The organism is Rothia mucilaginosa, assembly GCF_964210535.1.
Lineage (GTDB): Bacteria > Actinomycetota > Actinomycetes > Actinomycetales > Micrococcaceae > Rothia > Rothia mucilaginosa_F.
In genome coordinates this window covers 35,520-54,977 of record NZ_CAXOMR010000002.1, presented here as the reverse complement: position 1 = coordinate 54,977, position 19,458 = coordinate 35,520, and the positions used below count along the sequence as shown (strand labels likewise).

At 62.0% G+C, this 19,458-nt stretch carries 16 protein-coding genes, 2 tRNA genes and 1 riboswitch; of the genes, 3 read left to right on the top strand and 15 right to left on the bottom strand.

The window, feature by feature from the left end; genetic code table 11:
* Nucleotides 1–45 precede the first annotated feature (45 nt).
* Nucleotides 46–245, bottom strand: a riboswitch (FMN riboswitch).
* A gap of 1,377 nt (nucleotides 246–1,622) precedes the next feature.
* From fabF to AB8C10_RS01410, 13 genes are all read right to left on the bottom strand, one after another.
* Nucleotides 1,623–2,894, bottom strand: coding sequence for a beta-ketoacyl-ACP synthase II (gene fabF / locus AB8C10_RS01470; protein ID WP_368866605.1), 1,272 nt, complete (start codon nucleotides 2,892–2,894; stop codon nucleotides 1,623–1,625).
* Nucleotides 2,895–3,109: 215 nt separating this feature from the next.
* Nucleotides 3,110–3,352 (bottom strand): acyl carrier protein, encoded by a 243-nt coding sequence (locus AB8C10_RS01465; protein WP_005507475.1) that lies wholly within the window; start codon nucleotides 3,350–3,352, stop codon nucleotides 3,110–3,112.
* A 198-nt stretch (nucleotides 3,353–3,550) separates the two neighbouring features.
* Nucleotides 3,551–4,576 carry a beta-ketoacyl-ACP synthase III gene (locus AB8C10_RS01460; RefSeq protein WP_005506251.1) on the bottom strand — a complete coding sequence of 342 codons (1,026 nt, stop codon included), beginning with the start codon at nucleotides 4,574–4,576 and terminating at the stop codon, nucleotides 3,551–3,553.
* Between the two features lie 116 nt (nucleotides 4,577–4,692).
* Nucleotides 4,693–5,592 (bottom strand): ACP S-malonyltransferase, encoded by a 900-nt coding sequence (locus AB8C10_RS01455; RefSeq protein WP_005507477.1) that lies wholly within the window; start codon nucleotides 5,590–5,592, stop codon nucleotides 4,693–4,695.
* 356 nt (nucleotides 5,593–5,948) lie between these two features.
* The gene (locus AB8C10_RS01450; RefSeq protein ID WP_368866604.1) at nucleotides 5,949–7,070 is read right to left on the bottom strand and encodes a tyrosine recombinase XerC; all 1,122 of its coding nucleotides are present in this window, start codon (nucleotides 7,068–7,070) and stop codon (nucleotides 5,949–5,951) included.
* Between the two features lie 153 nt (nucleotides 7,071–7,223).
* On the bottom strand, nucleotides 7,224–8,981 hold the full coding sequence (dprA, locus tag AB8C10_RS01445) for a DNA-processing protein DprA (protein WP_368866603.1): 1,758 nt from the start codon (nucleotides 8,979–8,981) through the stop codon (nucleotides 7,224–7,226).
* Between the two features lie 61 nt (nucleotides 8,982–9,042).
* Entirely contained in the window at nucleotides 9,043–10,581 is a 1,539-nt protein-coding gene (locus tag AB8C10_RS01440) for a YifB family Mg chelatase-like AAA ATPase (RefSeq protein WP_368866602.1), read from the bottom strand.
* Nucleotides 10,581–11,051: a YraN family protein gene (locus AB8C10_RS01435; protein ID WP_368866601.1), complete on the bottom strand. Its 471-nt coding sequence runs from the start codon at nucleotides 11,049–11,051 to the stop codon at nucleotides 10,581–10,583. The genes AB8C10_RS01440 and AB8C10_RS01435 overlap by 1 nt, the downstream gene beginning before the upstream one ends.
* A 318-nt stretch (nucleotides 11,052–11,369) precedes the next feature.
* On the bottom strand, nucleotides 11,370–11,696 hold the full coding sequence (locus tag AB8C10_RS01430; protein WP_005506259.1) for a DUF2469 domain-containing protein: 327 nt from the start codon (nucleotides 11,694–11,696) through the stop codon (nucleotides 11,370–11,372).
* Between the two features lie 78 nt (nucleotides 11,697–11,774).
* Nucleotides 11,775–12,581, bottom strand: a complete 807-nt coding sequence (locus tag AB8C10_RS01425) for a ribonuclease HII (RefSeq protein WP_368866654.1) — start codon at nucleotides 12,579–12,581, stop codon at nucleotides 11,775–11,777.
* 15 nt (nucleotides 12,582–12,596) lie between these two features.
* Nucleotides 12,597–13,736: a signal peptidase I gene (gene lepB, locus AB8C10_RS01420; RefSeq protein WP_368866600.1), complete on the bottom strand. Its 1,140-nt coding sequence runs from the start codon at nucleotides 13,734–13,736 to the stop codon at nucleotides 12,597–12,599.
* A gap of 223 nt (nucleotides 13,737–13,959) precedes the next feature.
* Nucleotides 13,960–14,307 (bottom strand): 50S ribosomal protein L19, encoded by a 348-nt coding sequence (gene rplS, locus AB8C10_RS01415; RefSeq protein WP_012903660.1) that lies wholly within the window; start codon nucleotides 14,305–14,307, stop codon nucleotides 13,960–13,962.
* A gap of 217 nt (nucleotides 14,308–14,524) precedes the next feature.
* Nucleotides 14,525–15,064, bottom strand: a complete 540-nt coding sequence (locus tag AB8C10_RS01410) for a single-stranded DNA-binding protein (protein ID WP_368866599.1) — start codon at nucleotides 15,062–15,064, stop codon at nucleotides 14,525–14,527.
* A 370-nt stretch (nucleotides 15,065–15,434) separates the two neighbouring features.
* Between AB8C10_RS01410 and AB8C10_RS01405 the strand changes: the two genes are divergently transcribed.
* A complete protein-coding gene (locus AB8C10_RS01405; RefSeq protein ID WP_368866598.1) occupies nucleotides 15,435–16,334 on the top strand; it encodes an HNH endonuclease family protein in 900 nt (299 codons plus the stop codon).
* Between the two features lie 114 nt (nucleotides 16,335–16,448).
* On the opposite strand, the gene AB8C10_RS01400 is transcribed toward AB8C10_RS01405, so the two are convergent.
* Nucleotides 16,449–16,524: transfer RNA gene (locus AB8C10_RS01400), tRNA-Arg, on the bottom strand.
* 105 nt (nucleotides 16,525–16,629) lie between these two features.
* Nucleotides 16,630–18,303: a polyprenol phosphomannose-dependent alpha 1,6 mannosyltransferase MptB gene (gene mptB / locus AB8C10_RS01395; RefSeq protein ID WP_368866597.1), complete on the bottom strand. Its 1,674-nt coding sequence runs from the start codon at nucleotides 18,301–18,303 to the stop codon at nucleotides 16,630–16,632.
* Between the two features lie 217 nt (nucleotides 18,304–18,520).
* Between mptB and orn the strand changes: the two genes are divergently transcribed.
* Together orn and AB8C10_RS01385 are read left to right on the top strand one after the other, a co-directional pair.
* The gene (gene orn, locus AB8C10_RS01390; protein ID WP_368866596.1) at nucleotides 18,521–19,171 is read left to right on the top strand and encodes an oligoribonuclease; all 651 of its coding nucleotides are present in this window, start codon (nucleotides 18,521–18,523) and stop codon (nucleotides 19,169–19,171) included.
* 106 nt (nucleotides 19,172–19,277) lie between these two features.
* Nucleotides 19,278–19,350: transfer RNA gene (locus AB8C10_RS01385), tRNA-His, on the top strand.
* The last annotated feature ends 108 nt before the right edge of the window (nucleotides 19,351–19,458 follow it).

Here is a 19,458-nt window from a genome sequence, read left to right as displayed (position 1 = left end):
CCCGGTTTTCGGGAGGTGCGGCGGAGTGCGCTCCTGCCTTTTTCTGCTCGTGCTACCTTCCATCCAGACTGTACTGTCGGCACCGGATTTTCACCGGTTCGGCCTCTCTTGCGGGCGGGCTTCTCTAGCGGAGTCTTGGCGTCCTGTGCGGATGCGAAGATTCGTATGATTTTTTGCCTGCCTGCGGGAGCGGTTCGCGGGCTGTGACCGCCGGTTCGGAATTTCACCGACCCCGGAGCACGATGTCGATACTGATTATGCCACAGCGCACGCCGGGGGTTTAATTTGTTTTCTCTGGGATAATTTCCGTGACAAGATGACGTTTTATGACTGTACTCTCGGCGCATCTTCAAGACCCTCTCAACAAGCCCTCGCGGCAGCCACGTGCGGGACCGTTTTGGACCCGATTCTTCAATTTTCGGGAATGATTTATCACGGTTTCATAACGGTGGAGAGCACCAAACAGACCAAAGAGTTATGAGGACCTTCTGAGGGGTTACCAGAACACATTGAACACCCGTCAATACCTTTATGACAAGGAATTATAACAATAAGGTTAAATTATTGGTTTAAGGTTTACTCCAGGGGTGATTTAAGGTTATTCTTATCTACAGGAGCTCCCATCACCGATAAACCGGTTCCGTTGAGAGCGACATGATTCGGACCATCCGAGCACTCACATCAAACCCTTAAGCTTCTGCCATTTGAAGCTGGAAGACTACTCCGTGGACTGCATTCTTTGGATAGTTTTCGACGCAGCATCTGCGCGCACTAAACTGCGCGGTTTATGCGGCACACGATGCTGAGGTGCTTCACCATCGGGAGGCAACCACACCGAATTGTTTTCTCAACGGAGCCGGCGTGGGGGCCCCGTCGAAATACTTCCGGAAGATCGTACATTGTGTACCCCTTTGTGTGGGGTGTTGTGTGTGTCGAACGGTCATAGACTCCCGTTCTTCTGTCGTCGCCTACCGTGGTGCGCGATGGAGGTTGCGGGAACCTTGCGGGATGGTTGATCCCGCGCGCTCTGCATTGTCTTGTGGAGTGTGGTGTGTTTGGGTGGCGTATTCGCAGTGCCGGAGCGAATACGCCACCCGTTTTTAACCTGTAAAATCCTGCCCACCCCAAACCCGGGTGAGCTGTGTACGAAACCCGGCCCCAGACCAAGCCACCTATAATCCCCATCCCAAGGGATCAACGCGTTACCTCTGAAACCCAACCACAGACCATCCTCATATACCCCAGACTGAGGCAAGCTAACCCGAGAAGGTAACCACGTACCAAGCATCTATCTCAACCAACCCGAGGGATAGGCGACCTAGAGGGCGTACCGGGCACGCGATGGGGCTCCATCCTCAAGGCGGCTGGGCTATTTGAAGGTTAGGGCGCCGCAGAGGGGGCACTCCCCCGCGAGCGTTGTCCGGTACGCCATCTCCAAACAACTAACCTACAAACGCAAGGGTCGCCCGCGATAGCTAACTATCACAGGCGACCCTGTTTATTTCTATACCTACAGAGGGTACCGTCGGTAATGCGTGGCGGGGGCTCCGTCCTCAAGGCGCCCCAGCGCCGCAGAGGGGGCACTCCCCCGCTAGCATTATCCGACGTACCTTTTTACGGGATTAGTCCTCTACGGAGCGGAATGCCACAACAGCGTTGTGACCGCCGAAACCGAAGGAGTTCGACAGCGCCACAATCTCACCGGCGGGCAGCTCGCGTGCGTCGGTCACCACGTCCAGGTCAATCTGGGGGTCCTTGTTGTCCAGGTTGATGGTGCAGGGTGCGGTGCGGTGGTGCAGAGCCAGTACGGTCAGCACAGCCTCGAGGGCGCCCGCGCCGCCGAGCAGGTGGCCGGTCATGGACTTGGTTGCGGAGACGGCAATGTTCTTGGTGTGGTCGCCGAAGGTTTCGTGCATTGCGGTTGCTTCGGGCAGGTCACCGGCGGGGGTGCTGGTGGCGTGCGCGTTGATGTGCACGACGGTCTTCGGGTCGATGTTGCCGTCTTCGAGGGCTTCGCGCAATGCGCGGGTTGCGCCAAGTGCTGCGGGGTCGGGGGCGGTGATGTGGTAGGAGTCGGCGGAGACGCCGGTGCCTGCCAGTTCCGCGTAGACGCGTGCGCCGCGTGCCTTGGCGTGTTCTTCGGATTCGAGGATGAGCGCTGCTGCGCCTTCACCCATGACGAAGCCGTCGCGGTCGACGTCGTAGGGGCGGGATGCCTTTTCGGGTTCGTCGTTGCGGGAGGAGAGTGCCTGCATCTTGGCGAATGCTGCCATGGGCAGGGGGTGGATTGCTGCTTCGGCGCCGCCGACGATGACGACGTCTGCCTTGCCGCTGCGGATCATTTCGGCGCCGAGCTGCATGGCTTCGGTGGAGGATGCGCATGCAGAGACGACGGTCTGTGCTGCGGCGCGTGCCTTGAGGTTCATGGAGACGGCTGCTGCGTTGCCGTTGGGCATGAGCATGGGCACGGTCATGGGCAGGACGCGGCGGGGGCCCTTTTCGCGGAGGGTGTCCCATGCGTCGAGGAGGGTCCACACGCCACCGATGCCGGTACCGAAGGCTACGCCGGTGCGTTCGGGGTCGACTTCTTCTGCGGATTCGGCGTCGGGGCCGGAGAATCCTGCGTCTTCCCATGCTTCGCGTGCGGCGATGAGGGCGAGCTGGCCCGAGGGATCCAGGCGCTTTGCTTCTACCTTGGTGAGGCGGCCGGATTCGAGGGCGGGCACAGCGAGCTGGCCTGCAATGTATACGGGAAGGTCGTATTCCTTAACCCAGGGGTAGTCGAGGGTGGATACACCAGATACGCCCTTGGTTGCGTTTTCCCAGGTGGTGGGGACGTCGCCGCCAATGGGGGTGGTCGCGCCGAGGCCGGTCACCAGCACTTTTCGAGACATTGTGGCACTTTCTCTTCGGTGGTCGATTTGGTGGTTTATCCGGTGGTGTGTGGATAAAAACCTGTAGGGCCCGGGGTTTGCAGTGGGCGTTTTCACGCCGTGGAGAGTGCAGTCATCGCACTCTGCGTGTTCCCGGGGGTGTGTTGGGCTGTTGGGTGAATAGCGATGCGGCGCGGGCCGGTGAGAGCCCGCGCCGCCTCGTTATTGGTTATAGCTTAGGCAGCGTTCGCGATGAACTCGACTGCGTCGCCAACGGTCTTGAGGTTCTTGACCTCTTCGTCCGGGATGGTCACCTCGAACTTCTCCTCAGCGTTCACGACGATGGTCATCATCGAGATGGAGTCGATGTCCAGGTCCTCGGTGAAGGACTTGTCCAGCTGAACGTCCTCAACCTCAACGCCGGTCTCTTCGTTAACGATCTCTGCCAGACCTGCGAGGATCTCTTCCTTGTTAGCCATTCAGGGGCTCCTTTGTTTTTTCGATGGTCATCGCACCCGCCGGGTGGGGGTACGCGTGCATTACCGAGTTTATCGTGTCTGCGTGGTGTACGCATGCGTCAACTCGGAGTTTGTGGGGATGCTTTCCCGCTTTATTTCTCGCGCACCGGCGCTGTGCCGGTCGTGAGGGGCGGGGAGCATCGGGCTCCGGGGTTTTCCTTAGGGAAGGACGACTACCTGAGCTGCGAATGCCAGGCCGGCGCCGAAACCGATCTGCAGGGCGAACTTGCCGGAGAGTTCCGGGTTCTCCTTGAGCAGGCGGTGCGCGGCGAGGGGGACCGATGCGGCGGAGGTGTTACCGGCATCGACGATGTCGCGTGCCACTGCCACCGTGTCGGGAAGCTTGAGAGTCTTGACCATCTGGTCAATGATGCGGGCGTTTGCCTGGTGCGGAATGAGCGCGCCGAGCTCGTCGGGGGTAATGCCGGCGGTTTCGAGTGCCTGCTTGGCGACCTTCGCCATTTCCCATACTGCCCAGCGGAAGACGGAGGGGCCGTCCTGACGCAGGGTGGGCCAGATCTTTTCGCCTTCTTCGACGGGGTTTGCGGCGAAGTCGCGGTTGCGGATGTCCAGCAGGGAGTGGGTCATGCCGACGGTGCCCCAGCGGGAGCCGTCCGAGCCCCATACGGTCGGGGCGATGCCGGGTTCGTCGGAGACGCCTACGACTGCTGCGCCTGCACCGTCGCCGAGCAGGAAGGAGATGGTGCGTTCGGTGTTGTCGATGAAGTCGGAGAGCTTCTCAACGCCGATGACCAGCACATGCTTTGCGGTGCCGGCGCGGACGAGGGCGTCTGCCTGGGCGATGCCGTAGCAGAAACCTGCACACGCTGCGGAGATGTCGTATGCGGGGCACTTGGAGCCGATTGCGTCGGCGACCAGGGTTGCCAGGGAGGGGGTTGCGTAGGGGTGCGAGATGGTCGAGATAATGACCGCCTCAATGTCCTCACCGGTTACACCGGACGCTTCGAGGGCGTCCTTGGCGGCGCCGATGGCGAGGTCGGCTACCGACTGGTTTTCGCTGGCGCGGTGACGAGTTGCGATGCCGGTGCGCTGCTTGATCCACTCGTCGGAGGAGTCGATTGCCTCAACGATGTCGTCGTTGGGGACGATGACCTCACCGCGGGCTGCGCCGTAACCGAGGATGCGGGAGTAGCGGTTGATTTCGTACTGCTTGAGGGTAGTCACGTATTCAATCCTTAGTGCTGATGCTTGCAAGACACTGTGTGCCTCGCATGTCTAAAGTGCATGTCTAGTGTGAAGGGTTCCTAGCGCGGGGAGGGCTGGGTACTCCCCTGCGGCGTTTAGCCCTTCAGCGAGGCGAGGTCCTCGGGAGTGTTGATGGAGGTGCCGGGCACGCCGCGCATCGCGCGCTTTGCCAGGCCGACCAGGGTGCCTGCGGGGGCGACCTCGATAATGCCGGCAACTTCACGCTCAAGCAGGGTTGCCATGCACAGGTCCCAGCGCACGGGGCTGGTGACCTGGGAGACGAGGGTCTTGACGAACTCTTCACCGGATGCCACGGCGGAACCGTCGCGGTTGGTCAGCAGTGCGGAGGTCGGGTCGGATACCTGCAGGGATGCGGCGAACTCTTCCAGGGCGGGCACGGCGGGTGCCATTGCCTCGGTGTGGAATGCGCCAGCGACCTTCAGGGGGATAACGCGAGCGCGTGCGGGCGGGTTCGCGGCGAATGCTTCGATGGCGGGGATGGGGCCTGCGGCTACAATCTGGCCGCCGCCGTTGGAGTTTGCTGCGACGAGGCCTGCTGCGTCGATGGCTTCGCGGACGTTTTCTTCAACGCCGCCGAGTACTGCAGCCATGCCGGTCGGGGAGGCGGCTGCCGCCTCCGCCATGCCATTGGCGCGCACGCGCACGAAACGCATTGCGTCTTCGTCGCTGAGTACACCGGCGAGTGCTGCTGCGGTGATTTCGCCGACGGAGTGGCCCGCGAAGATGAGTTCTTCACCGTCGAGTTCGCGCAGTGCGAGGCGGCCGGTGACGATGCCTGCAGCCACGATGAGGGGCTGGGCGATTGCGGTGTCCTTGATGGTTTCTTCTTCGGCTTCGGTGCCGTAGTGAATCAGGTCGATGCCTGCCGCTTCGGAGAGTCGTTCCAGGTGCTCACGCACACCTTCAATCTCGAGCCAGGGGCTCAGAAAGCCCTTCTTCTGGGAGCCCTGTCCGGGGCAAACGAGTGCGCGCATGCGGTGCGACCTTTCTGGTTTTTAGTACTCGTACGCGGTGCCTCCGTAGAGACGGAGACCACGGTTAGTCTGTTACCTATGCTACCCTGTTCGACCGCCTTGTATAAACATCACCGTGCAGGAAGTTGCAGATACGCGGGACACTCAGGCGAATGTTGAACAGTGTATAGCTTAGAACGAATTCCCCCATTCGTACAGTTCAGCCGCACAAGGTTCAAATAGAGAGACATGAGCGGCGGCGTTCAGAGCACCCTTCAAAGCGCTACCCAAAGCTCTACTCAAGGCACAGTCCAGCAAAGCACAGTCCAGCGCACTCCCCCGCCCTGCGCACTCCTGCCCTACGCGCTAACTAACCGCTAGGCGCGTGGATGCGCCCGCGCGTACGTCTCCGCAAGGCGCTTCATCGACACGTGCGTGTAAATCTGGGTGGTCGCCAACGACGAATGGCCCAGTAGCTCCTGCACCGAACGAATATCGGCGCCGCCGTCCACCAGATGAGTCGCCGCCGAATGACGCAAAACGTGCGCACCCGACACCTGGGTGTTCTCCACCGTGCGCAGCAGACGGGTCAGATCCTCACGAATCTGGCGGGCATTCGCACGCCCACCGCGAGGACCAATAAACAGCGCCGTCACGCCCTGGGCCCCCTCCGGGATCCACTGCGGACGACCATACGACACCCAACGATTCAACGCCTTGAGCGCCGGGGTGCCCAGCGGCACCACGCGCTCCTTATTGCCCTTACCCAGCACGCGCACCGTCTTATTCGCCCGGTCCACGCTCTGCAAATCCAGGCCGGTCAGCTCAGAAATACGCATGCCCGAGGCGTACAGCACCTCAACCACTGCCTCCAGGCGCAGCAGACGCGCATCGCGAGGATCCTGCGCCCGGCGCTCCTGCAGAGTAGTCAGCAGCTGATTCATCTGCTCGCGGCTCAGCACCGGCGGCAGGTGATTCTCCCGCTTTGGCGTGCGCATACCGCGCGTGGGGTTGGCGTGCACCAGTTCCTCCTCCTGAGCCCAGGTGAAGAACGTGCGCAGGGTCGAACCGCGGCGCGCCACCGTAGAACGAGCCGCCTGCCGCAAATGCAACGAACCCAACCACTCACGAATCAGGGACGCATCAATGCTGTCCAGATGCCGCACACCGCGGCGCGCCATATAGCCGAAGAAGCCCTCCAAATCGGAGATATACGAGCGGATTGTCTCTTCGGAACGGTGCTTCTCATAGCGCAGAAAACGATCGAAACGGTTCAGGACGGGGCGGAATACCTCGCCGGAAACACCCAGTGCCGACTCGGGTAGAGCAGAGTCGGGTAGGGCGGAGCCTGGCCCCTCAGCTTGGGTTTGGGGGCTATCCGCGGCGAGGCTGCGGGTATACGTCACCGGCAGGGTCGTGGAGGGAGCCTCATCCCGGTATTCTTCCCGGTTCTCGTTTCGGTTTTCAGGCCAGTTTTCGTGCTGGCGGGCGGGGGTCATGCGTCCCTCCTTTCATGTGTTCTCGATGCCCCTATCGATGATGCGGCGGCGGGGTAGGCGGGGGGGTAGGCTCTGGGCCAGTGCGCGCAGGCCTACCCCAATTGTAGAGAGGTTCCGAGCTCTCCACGTGCCGCCCCGTCATCAGGAAGAACCCTACGCCGCGACTGCCGGGCGGACCTTCCTCCAGCTCGTTCCGCTGCTCTCCGCCAGACCGCAACGGCCCAGGTGGAACAGGTCAGCCATCACGTCGCGAGCACTCAGCCCGAGAGCTGCGGCAATCTCGTCCACGCTGCGGTAGGAGCGCGGGCTCAAGTCATCCCAGACTCTGCCCTGTCGTTCGGTCAGCTCATCCAGCGCCGTCGAGGAGGCAGCAGATGCAGGATCCCACTCGCTCTCATGCTCGGTGCCCAGCTCGAAACCAGCGGCGGCATCGTACTCGAGGATGTCGGCGGCCTCGGTGAGTGTTTGCGCTAGTCCATCGCGTAGCAGACGGTTCGTGCCCACCGAGTTCGGCGAGTTAATCTGCCCCGGAACCACCCAGAGCGTACGCCCAATCTCCATCGCGTGACGAGCCGTATTCAGGGCACCGGAACGCCATCGCGCCTCCACCACAATGGTGTGCCGCGCCAACGCCGCAATCAGACGGTTACGCTCCAGAAAACGCCAGCGCGTGGGGGTGTTGCCCACGCTCACCTCGCTCATAATGAGCCCGCGGTCAACAATCATGTTCAGCGCATCCGAGTTCTGCGCCGGGTAGAGCCGGTCCAGCCCACCCGCCATGAAGGCGATAGTCGGCAGGTCGCTACCCTGCTGGGTCAGCGCCGCCCGATGCGCCGCAATATCAATGCCCATTGCACCACCAGAAATCACCGTGTACCCGCGGCGCGCCAACTCAGCGGCAAGGTGGGTCGTCGCCTCCGTGCCGTAGATGCTCGGGTCGCGCGAACCGACCAGGGCCACGCTCGGGGCAGCCGCCAAATCCAGCAGGTGCCGCGAATCGCCTCGGCACCACAACCCGTACGGGCGGGCGGGCCCCAAATCGTTCAGCTGCGGCGGCCACAGCGGATCGGCGGGAGTGACCAGCCACACCCCGCAGGTTGCCGCCATGTGCGCCTCCGCGTTCAGGGTGCGTTCCATGCGGCGGTTCCAGCGCAGGCGGCGGGTCGCGAGCGCCTTGCCGAACTTATCGCGGCTCAGCTGATGATCGCCCGGCGTGTAGTAGCCATTCGCGCTGCAGAACAGGGCGGACTCCCCCTCGGCGGGCGCGCCCACCGAGTGCAGAAATTCGCTGAGCTGCGCATCCGGTTCGCCGTGCTCCCAGGTGTGCTCATCGGGGATGTTCCCGGTCAGTAGGTAGTGCAGGGTCAGCGGCGCACCCAGGGTGGTGAGGGATTCGACCACGAGCTCATCGGCGGGTTCGGCGTAGCGCATCAGCTGGGCGGTGCAGCAGCGGATGTACTCGCGGCACGCCGCCTCAAGCTCCTCCGCGCTGAGGGAGGGGTTGAACAGGGGTTCTGGATTGAGCAGGGGCGCGGGGGCAGAACCACTGGAGGTGGTACCCGCCGCGGGATCGGAGCGCTCGTCCTGCTGTTCCTCCCCCGGCTGTTCCTGTCGGTTATTCTCCCCCAGGGGCATCTCTTCTAGATATACCGGGTTCAGGCAGGAGGCGAGGAACCCAGGCAGGCGCGCCGCGTTATACGGGCTCGGCGAAGGCTCCTGCCCCAGCGACAGAATATGCGCCACCCTCTCACGCACCAGGGCGTGCCTATCCAGGGTGCAACCGGGCAGGCGGATCTGCAGTTCCTCCTGCACAAAATCCTCCGCCGTGCTCTCTTCCGGCCCTGTTTCTCTCAGCTCCGATTCTCTCGGCTCAGCCTCTTCAGCTCGTTTTCTAAGCTTCTTCTCACTCATGACCTTCTTCTCCTCTCGTCAGTGATTCGTTCTATCAACCGGCACACTATTTCAGCCGCCTCTATTTCAGCTGCCCCTGTTGCCTCAAAAAGAGCGCCACATCCAGGTGCTCCCGGCTCGGGTAGGCGGCGCCCTCCAAATCGGCAAGGGTCCAGGCGATACGCAGCACCCGGTCGTAGCCGCGAGCCGTCAGCGTGCCCCGATCCACAGCGGCATTCAGCTCGCCGGTGAGCTTCGCGTCCAGACGTAGCGGGCCGCGCAGAATCTTGCCGTTCATCTCCGCATTCGTCTTCAACCCGTACGACTCCAGGCGCTCCCGCTGAGCCTGCCGCGCCGCCATGACGCGCTCGCGAATCTGCGCGGAACTCTCGTTCACCTGACCGCCCGCAAGCTCCGTGGACGACACCTTCGGAACCGTCACATTCACATCTATGCGGTCCACCAGCGGGCCGGACAGCCGCCCAAAATAGGCGCGACGCTCACGCGGGGCACACGTGCACTCCGTACCGGTGCCCACGTTCATGCCGCAGGGGCACGGGTTCGCCGCCAGAATCAGCTGAAAACGCGCCGGGTACGTCGCAGACGCACTCGAACGGTCCAGGGTCACGGTCCCCGATTCCAGGGGCTGGCGGAGCGAATCAAGCACCGTGCGTTTGAACTCCGGCGCCTCGTCCAGAAAGAGCACGCCGCGGTGCGCTTTAGACACACAACCCGGGCGGGGAATACCGCTGCCGCCGCCCAGAATCGCCGGCGCGGAGGCGCTATGATGCGGCGCCTCAAACGGCGGCTGACGCACCAGCTCGCTCAGGTGCTCCCCCGCCGAGCAGAGGGAACGGATCGCGGTCACCTCCATCGCGGCGTCGTTGTCGAGGGTCGGCAGGATGCTCGGCAGGCGCTCCGCCAGCATGGTTTTACCCGAACCGGGCGGGCCAGTCAGCAGCATGTGGTGGCCACCCGCGGCGGCAATTTCCAGGGCGAAACGACCCTGCGACTGACCGGCGACATCGCTCATATCCGAGGGAATTTCAGCCGGTTTCGCCACCGGGGCGCTCGCCTCCGTCTGCGGGGCGGGCGGGTAGGTCAGCTTCTGGCTCTCAGCGCCGAGTGCGGCAAAAACCTCCGCCAGGCAGCGGAAACCGCTCACCTGCGCGCCGGGAATGAGCGCCGCCTCCTCAGCGTTTTCGGCGGGCACAATCACGCGGTGGTGTCCGGCGTCCACGGCGGCTTTGACCGCAGGCAGGATGCCCGGCACGGGGCGTAGCGTTCCGTCCAGTCCCAGCTCGCCCAGGAAGACGCTATCGCCGCTGGGGTGCAGTTTCTTCTCCGCCTGCAACGCCGCAACTACAATGGCAAGGTCGAACGCCGAGCCGCGTTTAGGCAGGGTCGCGGGGGTCAGGTTCACGGTGAGCCGGTGCTGAGTGAGGGTGATGCCGGTGTTCTTCGCCGCGGAGCGCACACGCTCTTTAGACTCATTGAGGGCGGTATCGGGCAGACCCAGCAGTACGAAGCCGGGCAGGCCCTGCGAAATGTCCGCCTCAACGTCGACAATGTGCCCGCGCAGGCCAACCAGCGCCACGGAATAGGTGCGTGCGAATCCCATTACGCCACCGCCTTCAGGTGCTCGAAGGTGAAGGTTTCACAGGTTCCGGTCACCGCGATTGCGTCAATGCGAAAGCGCGGAAAATCCAGGTTCTCACGTAGCCTGCACCAGAGAACCGCCAGCGAGCGCGTGCGGCGCGCCTTATCGCGGTCAATGGAGGCGAACGGGTGCCCAAAGTCTTCGCTGCTGCGGGTCTTGACCTCAACGAAAACCAGTTCATCCTCGGGGGCAATGGCGATCAGGTCGAGCTCCCCGCGGATCTGTTCGTGTTCCAGTCCGGCGGGCGGTCGCCAATTCCTCTCCAGGATGCGGTAACCGTTCGCCTCCAGGATGCGGGCAGTCAGCTCCTCACCCCAACGACCGACGCTGTGGGCTCGGGGCTGGGTTCGTTGAAGCTGGGTGCTCTGGAGTAGGGTTCTGTTGGGTGCGCTTCGGGTTGCGGCGCGGGCTGTTATTCGGGCTGTTGTCATGGGTCTCTCCCCTAAGTAGATAGCGGTTGTGCTTCTACTGTGCCCGCCGCGCGCGTTCCCGAACGCGGTTAACGAAAAACTGTGGATAACCTCGGCTTCCAGAAGGAATTAGAGGTTATCCACAGTCGTTTATTTGAAATTTTGGGGCATATTTTTCAAAAATGCCGCCCGTGTGCCGATTCGGCGCGTCATATTCGCGCGAGTTCATCGCGTGCTTCTGCGCGCACTTTCATCACTCAGTCCCGCCGCATTCCAATCACCCGGCACCCACGCGCCTATCCGCGCCTACCCCCGGCGAGGCGTTGAATCAGGCTTGAGCTAGGCGTTGAAGTCCGGCATTTCCGGCACGGTGAACTCCTGGTTGGGCAGGCGCTCCTCCACGTTCACATCACGCACCGAGTAGGCGTGCACCTTCTTCACAAAGCGGTTGGAGCGGAACACGTCCCACACCCACACGTCGCTCATGCTCACCTCAAAGTAGAGGGTGCCGTCCTGCACGTGCGGGGTGACGTCCACCTGGTTCGCCAGGTAGAAGCGTCGGTCGGTTTCTACCGCGTAGCTAAAGAGCGACATGACGTCTTTGTATTCGCGGTAGAGCGCCATTTGGGCGTCGGTCTCGTAGTTTTCGAGGTCTTCTGCGCTCACTACTCTTCCTTTCCTGGGCTTTCTTAGTACTGATTCAGCGGTGACATGCAGGCTCCCGAGGGTGTCGCCTCCTGCGCCTTAGTCGCGCTGTGCCGCCGCAGCCTCAATCTGCTCGGCGGTTGCCGGAAGCGACCATGACAGTCGATGCTGCGGGCTGGGGCCCTGCACGCTAATCGCCTCGCGGTGAGCAGCGGATCCGTAGCCCTTGTTCTTTGCCCAGCCGTACCCCGGGTAGCGGGCATCCAGCTGGACCATCAGCTCGTCACGTTCAACCTTCGCAACCACCGAGGCTGCGGCGATGGAGGCGCACTTGTAGTCGCCCTTAATGACCATGGTCACCGGCATCTGCGCGGGCTCACCCGCACCGCCTGCACCTTCCCACGCCTGGGCGAGCAGTGCGTTGTAGTGTGCCTGCGCCGGGTCCGGTGCCAGCGCACTGAACAGGTCTTCCTGCGGAGGCGTAAACCAGTCGTGCTTACCGTCCAGCAGGGCGGCATCGGCACGGTATCCGCGGCGCGCCAGTTCGGCGAGCGCACGCTGGGCGGCAAGCCTCAGCGAGAGGGTCATGCCGAGCCGGTCAATGTCCGCCGGTTCCACGTGCCCGACCGCCACGGCGCACCACTGGCGAATCTCGGGGACCATGGATTCGCGGCGTGCCGGTGAGAGCGCCTTGGAGTCGATCAGCCCGCCCACCTCGAGGGTGGCGTCCGGGGTGAGGATTGCGACGCCCACGGTGACCGGGCCCGCCATGGAGCCGCGGCCTACCTCGTCGATTCCGGCGACCGTGCGGGCGCCGGAGGCGAAGAGCTGCTGCTCGTATTCGAGGTCGGCTGCGGGCGGGGTTGCCTTCGCGGGTTTCGTTGCGCTCTTCTGGGCGCTCGCCATCATTCCCAAGCTCGCTTACTCGGACGGGGTGGAGGTCGGCGCGGGAACCGAGGAGAATACGGAGCTCTCGTCGGTCAGCAGGCCGAAGTGGTTCAGCGGCCACGCCACGACGAACACGTTACCCTGCACGTCATCCTTGGAGATGAACGCGGTGCCGTCGCTAATGTGGTAGCGGGAGTCTGCAGAGTTGCTGCGGTGGTCACCCATCACGAAGTACTTGCCGGCGGGCACGGTCACCTTGAAGGGGACCTCCGAGGGGTTGTTGCCCGGGTACAGGTACGGTTCGTTAATCTCTACGCCGTTGACCTTGATCTTGCCGTTGCCGTCACTTTCGACCACGTCACCGGGGGTGCCGATAACGCGCTTGACCAGGAAGTTCGAGGAAGTATCCGGCAGAATACCCGCGAAGGACAGAGCATCCTTGAGCGGGCTACTGGTCTTCTGGGTGGAGGGAATCCAGCCCTGAGAGTCCTTGAAGACGATGACGTCGCCGCGCTTGGGCTCGCTAAAGTAGGAGCCCGCCACGTTAATGAACACGCGGTCGTTGACCTGCAGGGTCTGCTCCATGGAGCCGGAGGGAATGTAGAAGCCGCGCAGCAGGAAGGTCTTCACCAGGAACGCGATGACCAGCGCGTAGAGGATGACGGTGCCACCCTCGCGTGCCTGCACCCAGAACCATTCGCCGAGGCGGCCTTCTTCCTGCGCCTGGGAGTAGGTCAGCTCCGCCTGTTCGGCACGCTTTGCCTTGCGGCGTTCCTTGGGGGTCATTTCGGAGAAGTCTTTGGTGGTTTCCACGTTCTCAGAAGTCTCCTTTTCCTTGGTCTTTTCGTGCTTGGTATCCTTCGCGGCGGAAGAAGTTGCAGCGGCGGCGCCTGCGGAGGCGGCGCTCGCCTCGGCGCTGGCGACCACCTCGTGATCGCGCTCGGAGGTGCTCTTAGTGTCGCTTTCGGTGGAAGAGGTAGCGCTCCAGGGGGTCGCCTTCTCGGCTACCGCCTTTTCAGAGGTCACATTCTCTGCTGCGCTCTTTTCTGCAGCAGTCTTTTCTGCGGCGAGGCGCGCAAAGTATTCTTCCATTTCGCGGCGCTCGCGGCGGCTTTGAGGCTGGTATCCCTCAGGGAAGGGGCTGGTGTTCGCAGTGTTCTTGTCGTCTGCCATGCTGGAGTGAGCCTTTCGTTTGAGAGATACCTAGCTCGAGTGAAACGGTACCTAGCTATTGTATCGAGAGTGTTTGCGCTCTTGGGCTTTTATTTTCTGAGAGCGGCAAGGTTCTCAGAAACCGAGTCCTCAGAAACCGGGTCTCAGAATATGCAAAAACCGCTCCTCTCCCGCGGAATGCGGTTGGGGAGCGGTTTGCAACAGAATTCTGTATCTATAAAGATTAGAACTCGCGCTTCTCGCGGATACGAGCAGCCTTACCGTGGCGGTCGCGCATGTAGTACAGCTTTGCACGACGGACGTCACCGCGGGTTACCAGCTCGATCTTCTCGATGGAGGGAGAGTGAACCGGGAAGGTACGCTCAACACCAACGCCGAAGGAAACCTTGCGGACGGTGAAGGTCTCGCGAACGCCTGCACCCTGGCGGCCAACGACGAAGCCCTTGAAGACCTGGATACGGTGGTTCTTACCTTCAACGATCTTAACGTGAACGTTCAGGGTGTCACCGGGGCCGAATGCGGGGATGTCGTCACGGAGGGACTTCTTGTCGAGGAAGTCAAGAGTCTGCATAGTTGTAGATCTCCAGAGTCATCTGCCGCAGGTCAAATAGACTCAGATTGCTCTGCCCCACTGCGGGACAGAAAACTTGATGCTTCGGACAGGATTGGTGCCCGAAGGCTGACACCGTTGGTCGCTCTCCCCCCTGCGGCAGGGGCGTGCCCGATGTCAACACAATGCTCCATTATCCCAATGCACCCGCGTTTATGCAAGCATCCGGGGAGCACTTTTAGAAGGGGGGTTCGTCACTCTGGGATGCGCCGCCCTGGGATGCACCGTTCTGCGGTGCAAGGTTCTGAGGTGCCGGGTTCTGCGGTGCAAGGTTCTGAGGCGCATCCTGCTGCACCTGGTTCTGGGGCACCGAGTTCTGCAACGGCGCGCCCTGCATGGCTCCCTCGTTGACCGTTCGCTTCTCCACGGTGCGGGCGAAGGTGCTCGTGCCGTAGTTCAGGTCGTGACCGATGCCGAGGGCGTCCACTTCTACCGTGGTGCCCTGCGTGCCGTCTTCGCGGTTCCAGCGGCTAATGCGCTGACGACCGCTCACGACCAGCGGCTGCCCCTTCTCAACGGAGGTGGCGATATTCTGCGCGAGGCGGCGGTAGGCTTTCACGGTGTACCAGTTGGTGGTGCCTTCTTTCCAGGTGCCGGTGGCGTCCTGCCAGCGCGGGGTGCTGGCGAGGCGAAAGTTCACGACGGGCACCCCGTTGGGCAGGGTGCTCAGTGCCGGGTCGGAGGCGGTGAATCCGCGGATCAGGATGGTGTCGCTCATGGTTTCTCCTTAGAAACTAGTGGGTGGGGTTCTTCAACCCTGCCAGGGCTGAGTCGAGCCCGCATCCGGCGGTTACTGTTCCTGTGGATAACCTCGCGTTTTGCGGTTTTGGGTGCCGCCTGTGGATAGAGTTTTTGAACTTTTCGCCCCGTTTTTTTAAAAATCGCCCGCGGGCAACGCACTCCCTGCAGAAATATGACGGCTACTCCCCCGACTCCGCAAAACCCCACCCCATCCGGCATGGTGACAGGTATCTCAGCGGCAGCAGGCCATATTCTTGCCCTCAAGTTCACTATTTCTATCCCGCTCCCTCTATCCTTGATGATGCGGTGCACTCAGCCGCATCCCGTCTACCCGCCTTGGAGAACCCGTGAGCAAAAAGCCCGCGAACAACAACCTGCCCTCCCTGCAGGAACTTCAGCAGCTGCAGCGCAACCTGCCCAAGCTGCCCGATTCGATGGACCCGCAGAAGAAGCGCCTCATTTACGGTCTGCTCGCTGTGTTTGCCGTGATTGTGCTGATTATTGGTCTGGTATACGTGAGCAAGAACGGCGTGGATGGGCTGCTCGGCTCCGATACGACGACTTCCGCCACCGACGAGGAAGAAACCAACGTTCAGACTGAAACCCTCGCCGAGGTCAAGAACCCGTACAAGGCGGTTGACCCCGCGACCGCGCTCGCGCCGGATCTGGCGACCGCGAAGAGCGAGCTGGCGTCCCTACAGGTGAAGGATCGCGCCTCGAAGGCCGGCTACTCTCGCGACCAGTTCGGCCCCGCCTGGGATGACGTTGACGGCAACAAGTGCAACACCCGCGACGACATTCTGCGCCGCGACCTGACCAACGTTCGCTTCAAGGTCAGGACCCACGCATGCACCGTTATCAGCGGCACTCTGGATGACCCGTACACCGGCAAGACCATCGAGTTCAAGCGCGGTAAGAAGACCTCCTCGGCTGTGCAGATTGACCACGTGGTTGCCCTGTCGAATGCTTGGCAGACCGGCGCTCAGGATTTGACCGCCGAGCAGCGCCGCCAGCTGGCGAACGACCCGGAGAACCTGCTCGCCGCGGACGGCCCGGCGAACCAGCAGAAGTCCGATGCGGACGCCTCCGAGTGGCTGCCGAGCAACACCGCCTACCGCTGCACCTACGTGGCTCGTCAGGTGCACGTGAAGGCGAAGTACAAGCTGTGGGTGACCGCGGACGAGAAGAAGGTTATGGAGCGCGTCCTCAACTCCTGCAAGGACACGAACCCGACTAAGAAGAAATAGTCCCGGCCAAGAAGTATCCTCCCGGCACCGCCTCCTTGTGGCGGCGCAAAACGTAAATGCATACAGAAAACCGCCCCGCACCCTGAGTTTAGGGTGCGGGGCGGTTTTCGTATGTGGCGCCCCAGGAGGGAATCGAACCCCCGACCAAGAGATTAGAAGGCTCCTGCTCTATCCTCTGAGCTACTGAGGCCTTCCTCTAGGGTACATGAGATTTTGAGCCTCTCATGCACCGAGCCTCTACAGGCGGAGGATGCCACTGGGCTACCCAGCCAGGCGGGCGCGTTAGGAGTTCACGCTAGGAGCCTACCTTGGCGGCTTCCCGTTCTGCCTTCTTCACCTCGCGGCGGCGTGCACGGCGGCTTGAGGCGCCGGGGAACAGCTGCCACCACAGGCGAATGGTGGTGCGGCGAATCTGCGTGGGGTGCAGGCTCACGTACACCAGGCGGCGGGTTGCCGGGTCGAGGGCGACCAGGTAGATGATGTAGCCCAGGCAGATGACGGTCGCGATGAGTCGTCCCATGTCCTGGTTGAAGTCGCGCAGGTAGGGTGACACGTTCAGCTGGTCGCTCACACCGTACGCCATGAAGAACAGCGTGGTGATGAAGTACCACATGAGCTGGAAGTGCGAGCGCAGGCCGGTTGCGGCGAGCATCGGGATTGCCCAGAGCAGGTACCAGGGCTGAATCATGGGGCTGCACAGGAGCATGAACAGGATGGCGAGGCCGGCGTGACGCACGATGTTGCGGTCGCGTCCGACGAATGCCATTGCCATGGCGCCGAGCATGCCGATGCCCTTGCCGACAGTTTCGATGAGCTTGCGGATGACCTCGAAGGCGTCGCCCTGAACGAACAGGGATGCGGCGCCGATGACCAGGCCGAAGGGGGTGTACCAGATGTACTGGCCGCCGGTGGTGGACAGCGCCTTGATCCAGCCGAATTCCAGTCCGGTTGCCCAACCCATGAGCGCCATTTCGGCGAGCAGCAGCACACCGGAGAGAGCCCAGAAGATGAACTTGCGCGGCCAGGAGGCGTTCTTACCCGCCCAGAGCAGACCCACGAAGGGCAGCACCACGAGGGCGAGCGGCTTCACGGCAACACCGAGGGCTACGAAGGTCACGCCGAGGGGTCCACCCCACCAGGTGTCGCGGTAGCGCTTGGCGTAGTAGAGGCCGCCGAGCATGAACATGGTCATGAGCGAGTCGTTGTGGCCGCTGGCGATGAACGATGCGATGAACAGCGGGTTCGGGCCGATCTGCCAGAGGGCGCGGACCTGGTTGAAGCCGTGCGCCTGGGCGAGTTTTGCCACGTAGTAGAGGATTCCGATAACCGCGAGTACGGAGAGCAGGCGGAAGTAGAACAGGGAGAGGTCGATGTTCTCCCCCGCCAGGCGCACAATCCACTCTTCGAGTTTGAGTGAGACCGGGCCGTACGGCGGCGGGGATTCCGCCCACATGGGGTCCGCGCCGTTCTGCATGAAGTTCGAGATTTCGGAGACGCCGTGCTTGTACGGGTTGAGGCCGTGCGCCATGACCATGCCCTGACCGTAGTAGGAGAACATGTCGCGGCTGTAGATGGTGAAGGCGAAAATCTGCGGCAGGGACCAGCTGACGGTGACGGCAATCATCCACCGCATGGCGTTGGGTTCGTTCCAGTCGCCCATTTTCTGGTAGATGCGCAGCCATTCGCGGCACATGATCATGGCGCCGAGGGCGAGCAGGATAATGCCGGTGATGACCCATGCGGCTTCGAATCGGATGGCGCGGATAATCTCGTAGCGCCAGAAGTTGGAGCTGTCGGCGAGCCAGCCGACGGCGTAGGAGCCGAGGGTGACCATGATGGAGCCGATGGTGCCGATAATCAGCGTGCGCAGACGGTGATTATTGACGTAGTCCAAGAGTTTGGGTGAGAGGGGTGCGTCGTGTGCGCCAGGGGTGGTGAGCCGGTGTGCTAGCTCCTTTGGTGCGCGCATAACTCCCTTTCTGTCTGCATCGTCGTTCTGGTTTTTATCATACCCGAGCGGCTCTGAGCACCCGGCGGATTCGCCGTTGCGGTAGAACTGACGAACAGGTGGCGGGCGTATCGGTGGGCGTATCCGTTCCCTTATTTCTGGTCGGCTGAGCATACTGCATGTGCTTTTATGACAGGTGGGGAGGCTGGTCGGCGGCGTTTGGGGGTAGAGTGGGAGGGTGAGTATTTCTAGTGAACGTATTGTATGGATTGACTGCGAGATGACCGGCCTGGACGTGGAGAATGACGCTCTCGTCGAGGTGGGTGTTCTGGTCACGGATGCCGATTTGAACATTCTGGGTTCTGGCGTTGAGTTCGTCATTAAGCCCGGTGATGAGTCTCCTGCCGGTGCGCTGGAGAACATGAATGACTTTGTGCGTTCGATGCATGAGGCGTCGGGTCTGCTGCCCGATATTGAGCACGGCGTGTCGATGGATTACGCGCAGGAGCAGGTGCTTCGCTACATCAAGAAGTATGTTCCGGTGGCGGGCAAGGCGCAGCTGGGCGGTAACTCCGTGGGCATGGATAAGCGCTTCTTGGAGCGTTACATGCCCGAGGTCATGGCGCACCTTCACTACCGTGTGATTGATGTGTCGACCATTAAGGAGTTGGCAGCGCGCTGGTACCCGGCGGCTCGTCACAGCGCCCCGGCAAAGACCGGTAACCACCGCGCACTGGGTGATATCAAGGACTCGATTGACGAGTTGAAGTATTACCGCCGCGCTATTTTTGTGCCGCAGGGCCCGGATGCGATTGCTTCGGCGCAGATTGCGCGTGAGGTGGAGGCGGAGCGTGCCGCACGCGAGGCGGCTGAGGCATCCGAGGCGTAAGCGCAACATGTAACGAGCATCACGGCTTTTCAACTTGGCAGGTTTCTGAATCTCCTGTACAGTAGTATCCGTTGCATATCGCAAGGGAAACCAAGCGAAGCACATGGTGGTCGTAGCTCAGTTGGCAGAGCGCCTGGTTGTGGTCCAGGAGGTCGCGGGTTCAACCCCCGTCGATCACCCCGATGGAAAGGGTCGTTATGGTTATCCGTAACGGCCCTTTCGCTTTACCCTCTGTTCGCGTTATCCCCTGTTCGGTTGCCCCGCACACGGTTTGACCGGATCAGAGC

Coding starts and splice junctions, on each gene's coding strand:
- fabF (WP_368866605.1), bottom strand. CDS start 2,894: ATGTCTCGAAAAGTGCTGGTGACCGGCCTCGGCGCGACCACCCCCATT.
- AB8C10_RS01465 (WP_005507475.1), bottom strand. CDS start 3,352: ATGGCTAACAAGGAAGAGATCCTCGCAGGTCTGGCAGAGATCGTTAAC.
- AB8C10_RS01455 (WP_005507477.1), bottom strand. CDS start 5,592: ATGCGCGCACTCGTTTGCCCCGGACAGGGCTCCCAGAAGAAGGGCTTT.
- AB8C10_RS01450 (WP_368866604.1), bottom strand. CDS start 7,070: ATGACCCCCGCCCGCCAGCACGAAAACTGGCCTGAAAACCGAAACGAG.
- dprA (WP_368866603.1), bottom strand. CDS start 8,981: ATGAGTGAGAAGAAGCTTAGAAAACGAGCTGAAGAGGCTGAGCCGAGA.
- AB8C10_RS01440 (WP_368866602.1), bottom strand. CDS start 10,581: ATGGGATTCGCACGCACCTATTCCGTGGCGCTGGTTGGCCTGCGCGGG.
- AB8C10_RS01435 (WP_368866601.1), bottom strand. CDS start 11,051: ATGACAACAGCCCGAATAACAGCCCGCGCCGCAACCCGAAGCGCACCC.
- AB8C10_RS01425 (WP_368866654.1), bottom strand. CDS start 12,581: ATGGCGAGCGCCCAGAAGAGCGCAACGAAACCCGCGAAGGCAACCCCG.
- lepB (WP_368866600.1), bottom strand. CDS start 13,736: ATGGCAGACGACAAGAACACTGCGAACACCAGCCCCTTCCCTGAGGGA.
- rplS (WP_012903660.1), bottom strand. CDS start 14,307: ATGCAGACTCTTGACTTCCTCGACAAGAAGTCCCTCCGTGACGACATC.
- AB8C10_RS01410 (WP_368866599.1), bottom strand. CDS start 15,064: ATGAGCGACACCATCCTGATCCGCGGATTCACCGCCTCCGACCCGGCA.
- mptB (WP_368866597.1), bottom strand. CDS start 18,303: ATGCGCGCACCAAAGGAGCTAGCACACCGGCTCACCACCCCTGGCGCA.